This is a genomic window from Streptomyces sp. NPDC044061 (assembly GCF_056434305.1).
In genome coordinates this window covers 1-14043 of sequence record NZ_JBWKFL010000019.1, presented here as the reverse complement: position 1 = coordinate 14043, position 14043 = coordinate 1, and the positions used below count along the sequence as shown (strand labels likewise).

Sequence of the window (14043 nt, the reverse complement as noted above, 5' to 3'; positions counted from 1 at the left end):
CCAACCTTTTCTACCTGGGGGGTGGTGGGAGGGAGAGGCCGCCCCGGGGGGGGGGAAACGGCACCGTCCTGGGCCCAACCCCTCAAGGACCGCCACGTGGGGCGGCGGGGTGGGGCGAACGGTCAGATGCCGGCCGGTGCCTTCCGCGCCGGGACGGCCGCCCGGAGGAGGGAGTCGTCCTCCGGCCGGGCCCCGGACAGCCGGTGCCGGGCGGCGATCAGGGCCATGTCGACGTCCTTGGTGCCGGTGGCCACGCACAGGGTGTAGGAGATGTCCGCCAGCCGCTGCCGGGCCGACGGCGTACTCTCCTCCGCCCCGAGCAGCGTGAGGGCCTCGTACTGGGCGATCAGGTCCTTCAGTACCGCGGGGTGTGCCATGAGCATGAGATCCGCCTCCCTGGTGCGAAGCCAGCGTCGATCATGTAGCTCGCGGCTACCCGCGTTGTCGCCCGGCATGCTCCGGGGAGGAGCGGAGAGGGCAGGATTCGAACCTGCGTGGGCCCCGTGGGGGCCCGACCGTGAGCCGTGCTCGCTGGTCCCCGATCAACCACTCCGGGCACCTCTCCCCGTGACCGGCCTCCGGTTTCCCTCGCCGGTCACGAGAACCACGGTGCCCGGACCCGCTGACACCGCGCTGACGGGGCCGCTCGGCCGCCGGACCGCGCCCTGTGTGCTTCCGGTTCCCGGGCGCGGCCGACTTCGCCCGAAGGGCTTACGGCCCCGTGAATATGCCAACCCGGCGCCGCCCAGGGTCTACGGTCGCCCAGTCGGTAACAGCGAGACGAGGGGGTGCGTGGGGTGAGTCGGGAAGGCATGCTCGCCGCACTGGAGGCGGTGCACCGGATCGGACGGACGGCCCCGCACGGCTGGGTGCTCGACGCGCCCGCCGTGGAGCTGGGTTCCGCCCTGACCGAGCCGACGCGACTGGCCCTGGTGGAGTGGGGCGACCGGGAGACACGCGCGGAACTGTCCGCGCTGGAGGGCCGCCCGGTACGGCAGGCCGTCCGCCTGTCCCGGTACGGCCGCGACGTGCTCGCCTACGCCGCCAGGCGGTCCCGCCGGGCGCCGGGCGGACTGGTGCCCGGGCCGGGGCAGCGGCTGGTGGAGCTGAAGCCGTCGCAGATGAGTGCCCTGCGCACCTTCGTCGGCCTCGCCGGCCATCTGCGCGAGCCTCCCGCCGAGGGACTGGCGGAGCAGGTGCACCTCGCGGTGTTCCGCCGTGAGGACAACCGGTGGCGGCTACTGCTGACACGGCGTCAGATGGAGTCCGTGGCCTACGGCTACTGGCTGCACCGCATCGCCGCCTCGGCCACGGAGGCCAACGCCTTCGGTCGCGAGCAGGGCGTCACGTACCGGCCCGGCGGCACGGAACGGGAGACCGCGACACCGGTGCCCCGTATGCGGTGAACCCGCCGAGGCCGGGGTGAGGCCGGGGATCGGGCATCGTCGGCCGGAGGGCGGCTGGAAGGACCGGGCTTCAGCGACACCACCGGCACCAACCGCGCCTTGCGGACCACCCGGACACGGTTCGCAAGTGTCCTGAATCGGACCCTCTGGACAGGTCTCCATCCGGTCTGGACCACTGGCGGTTCAGTGGACAGGCCCCAGGAGCCCGCCGGTGCCTCGGGCAGGGCCAGGACCAGCGCGCCGCGGCCGCCGTGTCGCCGCCTCCCCCGCACGCCCGTGACGGGAGAACGGCCCGGAGGGTTGCCTTCACCGGCCCGTGGACACCCGCACTTTTCCGTCATGTTTCGCAAGTCGACCTCGAAAGCTACACACAGACACCACCATGTGACGCGACGGATGCGTCGACGACCGGCTTCTGAGGGGGACGCCGGCGTCGCGCAAGGGGGTGCGTCCGCTCCACGGGAGCCGTGCTCACCCCTGCCCGGGGAGGGAACTTCACCGCATGCAGCGGACGTTTCGCACCACCGCACCGACGGTGGGCGCGCCCATCGCCGCGCCCGGCCTGCCGGCCGGGGCGGCCCACGCCGACTCCACGACCCCCCGCATCGACCTGACGTCGGCCACCGAGACGCCGGCCACCGACCCGGCCCCGGGCACCCAGGCCCCCGCGGGCGTGACCGAGCAGGTTCCGTACACCCTGGACAGCTGAACGCCGCACCGACCGAGGGATCCGTCCCCGCAACCGCCGCCCGAGAGCGGTCGGTTGCCCGACAGGCCCCGGGTCCCGGCCGCCCGTCCGCGACCGGACCCGTACGACCACCCCACTTCTCGGCCGTGGAGCACATCGATGCACGTTCACCACGGCGCGCGCCGCCCCGGCGCGGCGCGCGTCACCCTGCTCACCGAAGGCACCTACCCGCACAGTCACGGCGGCGTCAGCGTCTGGTGCGACCAACTCGTCCAGGGCATGCCCGACTTGGACTTCGACGTCGTCGCCGTCACCGGCACGGGACGCGAACCCGTCGTCTGGGACCTGCCCGCCCATGTCCGCGGCGTGCGCACAGTCCCGCTGTGGGGCGCCCCGCCCGACGGCCGCCGGCCCCGGGGCCGCGCCCGCGTCCGACTCGCTGCCGCCTACGAGCGGTTCCTGACCGCGCTGCTCGACCAGCGCGCGGAGGACGGGTTCGCGCCGGCCCTGTACACGATGGCGAAGGCCGCGGCGGAGGGCACCCTGAGCCCGTTCCTGCGCGGCGACCGGGCGATCGCCCTCCTCGCCGCGGTGTGGAACCGCCCGGGCCTCGCCGTCCGCGAGGCCCGGCCCACCCTGCACGACGCGGTCACCGCGACCGCCCTGCTGGAACACGCCCTGCGCCCGCTGGCCGCACCGCCACCCCGGGACGGCGTGGCCCACGCGGTCAGCGGCGGCCTCGCCGTCCTGCCGGGCCTGGCCGGCCTCCACCGCTACGACGTCCCGCTGCTGCTCACCGAGCACGGCGTCTACCTGCGCGAACGCTACCTCGGCCAGCGCACCGCGCCCTATCCCTGGCCGGTGAAGGCCGTTGTGCTCGGCTTCTTCCGGCTGCTCGCCGAGGAGAGCTACCGGCAAGCCGCCCTGATCACGCCCGGCAACCGCTACAACCGGCTGTGGGAGGAACGGGGCGGCGCCGCGCCGGAGTCGATCCGCACCGTCTACAACGGCGTCGATCCGGGCGCCTTTCCGCCGGCCGGCCCCGAACCCGACGCGCCCACGCTCAGCTGGGCCGGCCGCGTCGACCCGATCAAGGACCTGGAGACCCTCATCCGCGCCTTCACCCTGGTGCGGGAACGAATACCGGAGGCCAGGCTGCGCCTGTTCGGCGGCACGCCCCGGGGCGGGGAGGCCTACCACGAGCGGTGCGAGGCGCTCGCGGCCGAGCTGGGACACGCGGACGCCGTCACCTTCGAGGGCCGGGTCGACGACATCAAGGACGCCTACGCGGCCGGCAACGTCGTGATGCTCTCCAGCATCAGCGAGGGATTCCCGTTCACCCTCATCGAGGCCATGTCCTGCGGCCGTGCGACCGTCTCCACCGACGTCGGCGGGGTACGCGAGGCCGTCGGCGACACCGGGCTCGTCGTCCCGCCGCGCGACCCGGCAGCCATGGCCGCCGCCGCCCTGGAACTGCTCGCCGACCCGGCGCGCCGCCGGGCGATGGGGGAGGCGGCACGGCTGCGCGTGGTCGGACAGTTCACCCTGCGCCGGACCATCGACACCTTCCGCTCCATCTACCTCGAACTGCCCACCCTCGTACAGCCGTTGGCAGCGCCGTCCGCGCCACCCCGGGACACCCCGGCCGCAGCGGGGAGCCTGGCCGGATGAGCGGGCCGATGGCGCTCGAACCGGGCGGACGGGAGACGCCGGTCCTCCGGCTCGCCGGGACCCCCGCGCGGGTCCGCCGCGCCGACGACGGCACCCTCGCCCCGCGGTCGCCCGGACACGGGCCGCACGAGGAGGCGGTCAGCCGGCTCGCCGCCGAACTCGCCGACGACGTCGGTCCGGCCGTCCACCCCTACGAGGTGGCCGCCCTGCTGGAGGCGGAGGGCCTGTCCGCCGACCTGATCGAGGAACGGTACGGGCATCCCGACCTGTTCTCGCTCGCCACGGCCCTGTACGAGCAGGTGCCGAGGACCTTCCCCGAACCGGCACCCGCGCCCGACCTCTGGCGCCCCGACCACGCGCGCTGTCTGCTGCGGGGCGTGCTGTTCGCCCTGCCGGGGCTCGGCCACCTGCTCACCGCACCGCTGTGGCACCCGGGTCGGCACGCCACGGCCCTGATCGTGGCGGCGCTCTTCTCCTGGGCGTGGGGGCAGGCGCTCGGCCACCGCGCCCACCTGCGCATGGCCACCGGGCGACGGGAGGCCGCCCGCACACTCCTGGCCGGGACGCCCGCGGGCGCGGCCCTCGCCACGGCCGCCGCCGTACCCGCCGCCGACGGCGGCCCGGCGATCCTGGCGGCGGCGGCACAGTCGCTGTACCTGGCGGCGGCGGGCGTGCTGCTCGTACTGGCACGCGAGCGCCTCCTGCTGGCCGCGCTCACCCCGCTGATCGCCGGGGCCGTACTCCTGCCCTGGCGGGAACCCGGCATCCCGCTGCGGGCCGGGCTCCCCGCGCTGGCCCTGCTGGCCACGGTCTCCGTCACCGGCCACGCCCTGCACCGCGCCCACGCCGCCCCGGCCGCACCCGAGGACAGGCCGCCCCACCCGGTGCGGTCCCTGCCCTACGGGCTGTTCGGGCTGGCCGCGGGCCTGCTGGTACTGCTGGAGGGGCGGCGGGCACCGTACGCGGTGATCGCGCTGACGCTGAGCATGGGACCGGCCGAGTGGCTCCTGTACCGCTACCGGGGCCTGTCCGTCGCCGCACTGCGCGCCACCGCCACCCCCGCCGCATTCCTGCTGCGCTCCGCCTGCGTGCTCGGCCTCTGCCTGCTCCTGTACCTCCTCCCGCTGCTGCCCGCCGCGCTCCTCACCGGAGCCCGACCGGCCGCCCTGCTCCCGCTCGCCGCCACCCTGTGGACCGCGCTGCTCCTGCAGGCCTTCGGGGTGGCCTGGCCGCCGGCCGTGATCTGCCTGGCCGCAGCGGCCGTGGCCTGGGCGGCGGCGTTCCTGCGCCTGCCACCCGGCCCGGGCGCGCTACCGCTGTGCTGCGGCGCCGCGGCGCTGTGTCTCGTGGCGTGCGCGCTGCGGCGCCTCGGCCGGCCCGCCGCGCACGCCTGAAATGCCCAAGCCGCCTATCACCCTGCGCAACCGACCGGAAGGACAACCGACTTGACCTCCGCACCGCTCGCCGCCGTCACCGGAGCCGAGGGCTTCATCGGCTCCCATCTCACCGAGGTCCTCGTCGCCTCCGGGTACCGGGTCAGGGCCATGGCGCAGTACAACTCCTTCTCCTCCTACGGCTGGCTGGAGACCCTCGCCCCGGACGTCCTGGACCAGGTGGAGATCGTGCTCGGCGACGTGCGCGACCCCGGCTCGGTCCGCGGCCTGCTCGAAGGGGCCGACACCGCCTACCACCTGGCCGCGCTGATCGCGATCCCCTACTCGTACCAGGCCCCGCACAGCTATGTGGAGACCAACGTCACCGGCACCCTCAACGTGCTGGAGGCGGTCCGGGCCCTGGACACACCCCGGCTGGTGCACACCTCCACCAGCGAGACCTACGGCACCGCGCGGACCGTGCCGATCACCGAGGACCACCCGATCAACACCCAGTCGCCGTACGCCGCTTCCAAGGCCGGCGGCGACCGGCTGGCCGACAGCTACCACGCCAGCTTCGCCACCCCCGTCGTGACCCTCAGGCCGTTCAACACCTTCGGACCCCGCCAGTCCATGCGCGCGGTCATCCCCACCGTCATCGGGCAGGTCGCGGCGGGGGAGCGCACCATCACCCTGGGCGACCTGCGCCCCACCCGGGACTTCAGCTACGTCAAGGACACCGCGCTGGCGTTCCTCGCCGTGGGCACCGCGCCCGCCGAGCGGGTCGTCGGACGCACCTTCAACGCCGGTACGGGCGGCGAGATCTCGGTCGGCGATCTCGTCACCCTGATCGGCAAGGTCATGGACACCGCCCTCGACGTCCGGGAGGACCCCGAGCGCGTCCGGCCCGCGGGCTCGGAGGTGATGCGGCTCGTCGCCGACGCCGGCCGGCTCGCCCGGGCCACCGGATGGCAGCCCGCCCGCACCCTCGAACAGGGCCTCGCGCACACCGTGGACTTCTTCCGCGACCCGGCCAACCTGGCCCGCTACAAGACCGGCATCTACAACATCTGACCCCACCGGCCCGTCCCCCGACACGACGAAGGAGGAGCCCCATGCACGCAGTGATCCTGGCGGGAGGCAAGGGCGTCCGGCTGCGGCCCTACACCACCGCGCTGCCCAAGCCGCTCGTCCCCATCGGCGACCAGCACGCCATCCTGGAGATCGTGCTGCGCCAGCTGTCGGCCACCGGCTTCACCCGGTGCACCCTCGCGATCGGCCACCTCGGTGAGATCATCCGTGCCTACGTCGGCGACGGCTCCCAGTGGGGCATGGCCGTCGACTACGCCACCGAGGACAGCCCCCTCGGCACCATGGGTCCGCTGCTCACCCTGCGCGACCGGCTGCCCGAGACCTTCCTGGTCATGAACGGCGACGTCCTCACCGACCTCGACTACGCCGACGTCCTGCGCCGGCACGAGTCCGCCGGCGCACCGCTGACCATCGCCACGTACGCCCGCAAGGTGCACATCGACTTCGGGGTGCTCACCACGGACGCGAGCAGGGTCGTCGCCTTCACCGAGAAGCCCAGCATGGACTACCGCGTCTCCATGGGCGTCTACGGCCTCAGCCGCTCGACCCTCGACGGCTACACCCCCGGCCTGCCGCTGGGCTTCGACGAACTGGTCCTGGACCTGCTGGCCGCCGGCAACCCGCCGCAGGCCTACGAGTTCGCCGGGTACTGGCTCGACATCGGCCGCCCCGACGACTACGACCGGGCCAACGCCGAGTTCACCACCCGCAAGTCGCTTCTGCTCAAGGGAGCCTGAGTACCGCATGCGCATTCTCGTCCTGGGCGGCACCGGATTCCTGGGCCGCCACGTGGCAGAGGGGCTGCGCGGCCTGCACGGCGCGCAGGTCCTCGCCGGCGGCCGCTCGTCCGCCGCCGAGTTCCCCGTCGACCTCGCCACCGACCGGCCGGAGCGGCTCGCGAAGACCCTCGCGGCGGCCGCGCCCGACGCCGTGGTCAACTGCGCGGGCGCGACCGGGGGAGACCTCTTGACCCTCGCCGAGGTCAACGCCCGCGGCCCCGCCGCACTGTGCGCCGCGCTCCGCGAGGCGGCACCCACCGCCCGCCTGGTCCACCTGGGCTCGGCCGCCGAGTACGGGCCCGGCGTTCCGGACACCCCGGTCACCGAGTCGGCGCCCGCCTGCCCGGTCACCCCCTACGGCGTGACCAAGCTCGCGGGCACGCTCGCGGTGACCTCCGCCGCCCTGGACGGCGTGGTGCTCCGGGTCGGCAACCCGGTGGGTCCCGGAGCGCCGGTCGCGAGCCTGCCCGGCCGCATGGCGGCGCAGCTGCGCACCGCCGGCCGCGACCCCGGTGCGGTGCTGCGGCTCGGCGACCTGTCCGCCCACCGCGACTTCGTGGACGTGCGCGACCTCGCCCGGGCGGTCGCCCTCGCGGTCACCGTGCCGGGGCCGCTCCCGAGCGTTCTCAACATCGGGGGCGGAAGAGCCGTGGCGGTAAGGGAGTTGGTGGAGGGCCTGGCCCGGCGGGCGGGGTTCCGGGGGCGTCTGGAGGAGAACACGGGCGGCTCGGCCCGCTCCGCCCGGGTGTCCTGGCAGTGCTCCGACATCACGGCAGCCGACCGTGCCCTCGGCTGGCGGCCCGTCCACCACCTGGGCGATGCCCTCGACGCGCTGTGGGCGGCCACGGCGGCGAACGGGCGGCTGCCGTGAGCCTGTTGATACCGCTGTACGTCCACCCGGCCGAGGATCCCGGCGCCTGGCACCGGCTGATCTGGGCGGCCGCGCGCACGTACGCGGTCGTCCTCAACCCGGCGAACGGGCCGGGGGCCGGACCGGACCCCGCCTTCACGGCGGCCGCCGGGGCACTGCGGGCGGCGGGCGCCCGCCTCCTCGGGTACGTCGACACCGACTACGGCGTCCGGGACCGCGCCGAGGTCGTCGAGGACGTACGGCGGCACCAGGACTGGTACGCGGCCGACGGCTGCTTCCTCGACCGGGTCACCGCCACACCGGCCGCGCTGCCGGCCTGCCGTCGCCTGGTCCGGGAGGTACGCGGGCTCGGCGCGGGCACCGTCGTCCTCAACCCGGGCGTCCACCCGGCGCCCGGTTACGTGCGCCTCGCCGACCTGACCGTCACCTTCGAGGGCCACTGGACCACGTACGTCTCGGCGTTCACCCGCCCGCCCTGGACGGCACGCCACCCGCCCGAACGCTTCTGCCACCTCGTCTACGGCGTACCCGGGGCCCTCGTGCCCCTCGCCGTGCGCACGGCGCACGAGCGCGGCGCCGCGGTCTGCGGGCCGGTGAGGGGAGAACCGCCCAACCCCTGGGCCGAGTTGACGCCCGCGCTGACCGGGACGGGGGAGTGACCGGCGCGGCCGGTGTGGAAAGCTTCGAGGATCCGCACCGGCACGACGGGAGAGACACACCGGCATGGCCATCATCCACCACACCACCCTCAAGCCGACCAAGCTCGACCTCCTCACCACCTGGCTGCCCACCCGCCCGTGGTACCGCGGCGGTCCGGGAGCCCCCGTGCTGGCGAAGTCCGGCGGCTTCCGGCTGGACGACCCGGCGGGCGAGGTCGGGATCGAGTTCATGGTGGCCACCGACACCTCCACCCCCGAACCGACCGCCTACCTGGTCCCGCTCACCTACCGCGGTGCGCCGCTGGAGGGAGCGGAGCACGCGCTCGTCGGCATCATGGAGCACGGCGTGCTGGGCAACCGCTGGGCCTACGACGGCTGCCACGACCCGGTCCTGGTCACCGAACTGCTGTCCCTGATCGAGGGCAAGGCCCAAGCGATGGCCCAGAGCATCAGCGACACACCCGACCACGAGGTGACCCGCTCCTACACGGGCGAGCCGTTCTCCGCGCGGCACCTCGCCCTCGAGCCCACCGACGACGAGCGGGGCACCCACCTCGCCGCACCGCACGGCACCACCCTGCACGTGCACCGCGTCCTGACACCCGTCTCCGAGAACCCGCCGCTGCCCGGCCAGGGCGCGGTCGGCCATGTCGCCGACGGCTGGCCGGGACCGGACGGCACCCGTCTCCGCGCCGTCTTGATGGTCCTGACCGCCCACTGATCCACCACAGTCCGGGCCACCGAAGTGTCCGGGGCCGGCAGCGGGCGTGTCCGCCTGTCCGGGCCCCGGGCCCCTCCGTGGCCGAGCGGTGCTGAACAAGCACGCTCGTCGCCGGCACCCTCCGTACCCCGTTCAGGCGGCATCAGGAGCACGGTCACCCACTTCGCCGCCCCTTCTGGCATGCCCCGGTCAAATCTGTCACGCTTTCGGCAGTCCCCGCCCCGACCCCATGGGGCGCGGCGCACCTCTCCGTACAGCGCTCGCTCAACCCCATCCGCGGCCGCCCCGGCGCACCCCAGCCGGCCGGGCGGTCATCGAGCAGGCCGGGATCCCGGCCGTCGCAAAGGAGCAGCGTGTGAGATCGACCCCCCACAGGACCCTCGGCGCCGGAGCGTTCGCCGTCGCCGCGCTGGTCGCCCTCTCCCTCCCCGTCACTCCTGCCGCGGCCGGACCGGCCGAGAACACCGCGGCCGCCGCCTGCACTCCGGCGCAGGCAGTCACCAACGGCGGCTTCGAAAGCGGCACCTCGCCCTGGACGCAGTCCTCGTCGAGCGTGATCACCAGCCGCTCCGGTGAGACCGCCCACGGCGGCTCCTCCTTCGCCTGGCTGAACGGTGTCGGCAGCAGCCACACCGACACCCTGACGCAGAGCGTCACCGTCCCCGGTGGCTGCAGCACCGCCACCCTCACCTTCTGGCTGCACATCGACACCGCCGAGACGACCTCGTCCATCGCCTACGACAAGCTCACCGCCAAGATCGGCAGCACCACACTGGCGACCTACTCCAACCTCGACAAGAACACCGGCTACGTGCAGAAGTCGTTCGACGTCTCGTCCTTCGCGGGCCAGACCGTGAACCTCTCCTTCACCGGGACCGAGGACTCCAGTCTCAAGACCAGCTTCGTCCTGGACGACGTCGCCCTCGACACCTCGGACGGCACCACCCCGCCCCCGGCGGACTCGACCCGCACCCCGGGCGCGCCGTCCTACACGGTCAGCCTCTCCAGCGACACGAGCGGCACCGTCTGGAACGGGCACGAGAGCGTGTCCTTCACCAACGCCTCCGCCACCGCGCTCAGCGAGGTCTACCTGAGGCTGTGGGACAACTACCACGGCACCTGCTCGTCGATGCCGATCACGGTCAGCAACGTCACCGGCGGCACGGCGGGCGCCCTCTCGGTGGCCTGCACGGCCCTGAAGATCGACCTGCCCACCCCGCTGAACCAGGGCCAGAGCACCACCATCGGCTTCGACCTGGGCATCACCGTGCCCAGCGGCGCCGACCGGTTCGGGCACGACGGCGCCTTCAGCTTCATCGGCAACGCCCTGCCCGTCCTCGCGGTCCGCGACGGCGCGGGCTGGCACCTGGACCCGTACACCAACAACGGCGAGTCCTTCTACTCCCTGGCCGCCGACTTCAAGGTGACCCTCGACCACCCCAGCACCCTCCTGGTCCCGGCCACCGGAACCTCCACCGACACCCCCGGCTCCAGCGGCCGTACCGTCACCACGGCCACCGCCTCCAAGGTCCGTGACTTCGCCTGGGCGGCCGGACCCTTCAGCAAGATCTCAGGCACCTCCTCCGCCGGCGTCACGGTGAACGTCTACTCCGTCTCGGGCATCAGTTCCTCCAGCGCCCAGTCGATGCTCAGCACCGCCAAGTCCGCCGTGGACGCCCACGCGGCACGCTTCGGCGCCTACCCCTACGGCGATCTGGACGCCGTCATCGACAACAATTACTGGTTCGGCGGGATGGAGTACCCCGGGTTCGTCCTGGACCTCGTCAGCACCACCGCCCTCACCCACGAGATCGGCCATCAGTGGTGGTACGGCATCGTCGGTGACGACGAGTACAGCAGCCCGTGGCTGGACGAGGCGTTCACCGACTACGCCACCGACCTGGCCCTCGGCAAGACCGGCAGCAACTGCTGGAGCGGTGTCTCCTGGGCCTCCAGCGCGGAGAAGATCACCAACCCGATGGCGTACTGGGACGCGCACTCCTCCCGCTACTCCACCGTGGTCTACGGCTACGGCAAGTGCGCCCTGCACGACCTGCGCAGGGTGCTCGGCGACACCGCCATGGCCAAGCTGCTCAAGGACTACGCGACTGCCCACTGGTACGGCGTCTCGACCACGGCCGAGTTCAAGGCCGCCGCCCAGGCCGCCACGAGCACGGACCTGACCTCGTTCTGGACCCAGCACCGCATCGACGGCTGAACCCCGCACCGACCGTTCGTGGGCGGCGCCCCTCCGGCGCCGCCCACGGCTCCCCGAACACCCGTGGCACGCCACTCACATGGCGTAATCCCCCGCCGTAATGGCTCCGTTGGGCGGTACCCGGAGTGCGGTGCGGCCCGACCGCGGGTCAGATGGATCCTGTGCGAAGCCATATAGCCCTTCACCGCCGCCGCTCACGCCGGTCCGTCACCGGCGCCCTGACCGGCCTGCTGCTGTCCTTGTCGATTCCCACCGCCGCCCACTCGTCGGCCGACTCCATGCCCCTGCGCGGCAGCGCCTACATGGGCATGGGAGTGCTGGCCCACGACGGCGCGAGCGCCCCCGACGACTCCACCGAGTCGGTCCCCCGGGCGACCCTGACCGAAGGCGTGGACGTCGCCAGCTACCAGGGCAACGTCGCCTGGTCGACCCTGTGGGGCAGCGGCGTCAGATGGGCCTACTCGAAGGCGACGGAGGGGACGTACTACACGAACCCCTCCTTCGCCCAGCAGTACAGCGGCTCCTACGACGCCGGCATGATCCGTGGCGCGTACCACTTCGCGACCCCGGACACCACGAACGGCACCACCCAGGCCGACTACTTCGCCGACCACGGCGGCGCCTGGTCGAAGGACGGCAAGACCCTGCCCGGCGTGCTCGACATCGAGTGGAACCCGTACGGCGACGCCTGCTACGGCAAGTCCAAGAGCGGGATGGTCAGCTGGATCCGCGACTTCCTGGACCGCTACAAGTCCCGCACCGGCCGCGACGCCGTCATCTACACGGCCACCAGCTGGTGGACCCAGTGCACCGGCGACTACTCCGGGTTCGGCGCCACCAACCCGCTCTGGATCGCCCGGTACGCCTCGACGGCGGGCACGCTGCCGCCGGGCTGGTCGGCGTACACGATGTGGCAGTACACCTCCTCCGGGCCGACGGTCGGCGACCACGACAGGTTCAACGGCACCACGGACAAGCTGAAGGAACTCGCCACCGGCTGACCCGCCGTCGGCCCTCGTATCCGTCGATCACCATGCCGCAGGCGTGCCACCCGTCACCGGCAACGGCGGCTCCGTCCCCGGGCGTTCGGCGGAGAGGGCAGGATTGGCCGCCCGAAGCCGTTCGACAGTCCATCACCCCAGATGGCAGGCTCCCGCCACATGGAGTTATTGCACGTCCTGACGGAACTTGCCCGGTCGGGGCAGCTGGGTCCGGTCGCGAACGGCGCCGCCTGGGGCGCGGTCACCGAAGCGCTCGGCGAACCCTTTGAAGTGGTCGTCGGAAAGCGTCGGTCATGGCCCCGTCTCTTCGCCTACGGCGACCTCGAGCTGAGCGTCTGCCGCTGCCAGAAGATCATCCTGATCTGCCTCCAGACCTGGCGGGACACCGTTGAACTCCCCGCGGGACTGGTCGAGAAGCGGGCGTTCACCGGCCACCCCAAGTACGCCGAAGTGATCGAAGCTCTCGGCCGCGTCGGTTGCGCCTGGCAGCCATACACACCCCTGACCTTCGGCAACCAGTGCGCCATCCAGGCCACCCCCTCCGGAGTCGTCTTCGTCTTCGAAATCCCGGAAGGAGAAGACCCCATCCTCAACGTCGCTGGCCCCCAGCCCCACCATCACGACTGTCCGGCCGCCACGTCCAACAGCGGGATGCCAGGACGTCCGGGTGGTCAGCGCTGAAGAGTGGATTCGAATCCGTCGCGGCCTGCGGTTCGGGCAAAGAATCCGAGGGAGGGTGACGGCAGTCCCGACGACGGACCCGGATCTGGCCCCAACCCCGAAAACGCCGACCATGCCGACTGGTTCACCTCCGCCGTCGACTACGTCACGCCGGTGGACGATGTGCACTACGAAGGCATCACGGCCGCCGATGTCATCTCTCTCGCCCCGGCCGCACACGATCTCGGATACGGGCACCTCTACCTGGCCGACGCGCAGACCTTCGCCAGTCCGGACCTCCCCTCCTCGGAGTCGACATCGACCCCGAGCATGAGCGCGTTGCGGCCTTCCGGATCCCCGCGCACGCCGTCTCCGCCATCGAAACGAACGAAGAGCTGGGCAACATGTTCTTCGCCGAGTATCGCGAAGTGGCAGCCGGGGGACCTGGTCGTGGCATCCCGGGGAACGGCTGTGTGGCAGGCCTACCGGGACTTGCAGTGACCCGACGTAGGACACCGGCAACGTGCTAACGTCGCAGCCGTCTCGGAGCCTCCGCACCGCTCAACTCACCCGATCCAGCACCTCGTTCGAACCACGTCGCAACCACGCGATCCCAAAGAGAACAGGCAGTTAGCTTGACGTTTAACCTCGCCTGTCACCCGACCTGCTGATCTGCGGTTTTTCTCGGGACAGCGGAGGCGGCCGTTCTCCACGCTTCGAGATGTCGAGTCATGAAGCACGAGAGAACGGCCGCTGCGTATGAGTCTCCCGGTCCACGCGCCCGCGGGCGAGGCGTTCAACGTCTTGTCCCGCTTTCGGGTCGAGTTCTACGAGTGCCTTTACGCCCGTGCGGATGCGCTCTTCGAGCTCACGGACGCGGTGCTGTGTGCGGACGGGCCGGTGA

At 72.5% G+C, this 14043-nt stretch carries 13 protein-coding genes and 3 pseudogenes; 14 read left to right on the top strand and 2 right to left on the bottom strand.

Annotated elements, in window-relative coordinates:
- Nucleotides 1-122 precede the first annotated feature (122 nt).
- Both AC07CM_RS29050 and AC07CM_RS29045 read right to left on the bottom strand, forming a co-directional pair.
- Nucleotides 123-383 carry a DUF5133 domain-containing protein gene (locus AC07CM_RS29050; RefSeq protein ID WP_478879406.1) on the bottom strand — a complete coding sequence of 87 codons (261 nt, stop codon included), beginning with the start codon at nucleotides 381-383 and terminating at the stop codon, nucleotides 123-125.
- Nucleotides 384-469: 86 nt separating this feature from the next.
- A pseudogene (locus tag AC07CM_RS29045) lies at nucleotides 470-565 on the bottom strand.
- 232 nt (nucleotides 566-797) lie between these two features.
- On the opposite strand from AC07CM_RS29045, the gene AC07CM_RS29040 reads away from it, so the two are divergent.
- The 14 genes and pseudogenes from AC07CM_RS29040 to AC07CM_RS28975 form a co-directional block, all read left to right on the top strand.
- Nucleotides 798-1406, top strand: coding sequence for a DUF6417 family protein (locus tag AC07CM_RS29040; protein ID WP_478879405.1), 609 nt, complete (start codon nucleotides 798-800; stop codon nucleotides 1404-1406).
- 502 nt (nucleotides 1407-1908) lie between these two features.
- Nucleotides 1909-2115 (top strand): hypothetical protein, encoded by a 207-nt coding sequence (locus tag AC07CM_RS29035; protein ID WP_478879404.1) that lies wholly within the window; start codon nucleotides 1909-1911, stop codon nucleotides 2113-2115.
- Between the two features lie 138 nt (nucleotides 2116-2253).
- Nucleotides 2254-3765, top strand: a complete 1512-nt coding sequence (pelF, locus tag AC07CM_RS29030; RefSeq protein WP_478879403.1) for a GT4 family glycosyltransferase PelF — start codon at nucleotides 2254-2256, stop codon at nucleotides 3763-3765.
- The gene (locus tag AC07CM_RS29025) at nucleotides 3762-5159 is read left to right on the top strand and encodes a hypothetical protein (RefSeq protein WP_478879402.1); all 1398 of its coding nucleotides are present in this window, start codon (nucleotides 3762-3764) and stop codon (nucleotides 5157-5159) included. Before pelF ends, AC07CM_RS29025 begins: the two co-directional genes overlap by 4 nt.
- A gap of 51 nt (nucleotides 5160-5210) precedes the next feature.
- Nucleotides 5211-6212, top strand: coding sequence for a GDP-mannose 4,6-dehydratase (locus AC07CM_RS29020; protein ID WP_478879401.1), 1002 nt, complete (start codon nucleotides 5211-5213; stop codon nucleotides 6210-6212).
- 41 nt (nucleotides 6213-6253) lie between these two features.
- Nucleotides 6254-6967, top strand: coding sequence for a sugar phosphate nucleotidyltransferase (locus AC07CM_RS29015; RefSeq protein WP_478879400.1), 714 nt, complete (start codon nucleotides 6254-6256; stop codon nucleotides 6965-6967).
- Nucleotides 6968-6974: 7 nt separating this feature from the next.
- Nucleotides 6975-7880 carry an NAD-dependent epimerase/dehydratase family protein gene (locus tag AC07CM_RS29010; protein ID WP_478879399.1) on the top strand — a complete coding sequence of 302 codons (906 nt, stop codon included), beginning with the start codon at nucleotides 6975-6977 and terminating at the stop codon, nucleotides 7878-7880.
- Nucleotides 7877-8539: a spherulation-specific family 4 protein gene (locus tag AC07CM_RS29005; RefSeq protein ID WP_478879398.1), complete on the top strand. Its 663-nt coding sequence runs from the start codon at nucleotides 7877-7879 to the stop codon at nucleotides 8537-8539. Before AC07CM_RS29010 ends, AC07CM_RS29005 begins: the two co-directional genes overlap by 4 nt.
- A gap of 64 nt (nucleotides 8540-8603) precedes the next feature.
- Nucleotides 8604-9260, top strand: a complete 657-nt coding sequence (locus AC07CM_RS29000) for a maltokinase N-terminal cap-like domain-containing protein (protein WP_478879397.1) — start codon at nucleotides 8604-8606, stop codon at nucleotides 9258-9260.
- Nucleotides 9261-9615: 355 nt separating this feature from the next.
- Nucleotides 9616-11478 (top strand): M1 family metallopeptidase, encoded by a 1863-nt coding sequence (locus AC07CM_RS28995; RefSeq protein WP_478879396.1) that lies wholly within the window; start codon nucleotides 9616-9618, stop codon nucleotides 11476-11478.
- Nucleotides 11479-11651: 173 nt separating this feature from the next.
- On the top strand, nucleotides 11652-12479 hold the full coding sequence (locus AC07CM_RS28990) for a lysozyme (RefSeq protein WP_478879545.1): 828 nt from the start codon (nucleotides 11652-11654) through the stop codon (nucleotides 12477-12479).
- Nucleotides 12480-12638: 159 nt separating this feature from the next.
- Nucleotides 12639-13160 (top strand): hypothetical protein, encoded by a 522-nt coding sequence (locus AC07CM_RS28985; RefSeq protein ID WP_478879395.1) that lies wholly within the window; start codon nucleotides 12639-12641, stop codon nucleotides 13158-13160.
- Between the two features lie 3 nt (nucleotides 13161-13163).
- Nucleotides 13164-13669 (top strand): annotated as a pseudogene (locus tag AC07CM_RS28980) (DUF6924 domain-containing protein).
- Between the two features lie 229 nt (nucleotides 13670-13898).
- Nucleotides 13899-14043, top strand: a pseudogene (locus AC07CM_RS28975) (NF041680 family putative transposase); the annotation flags it as partial.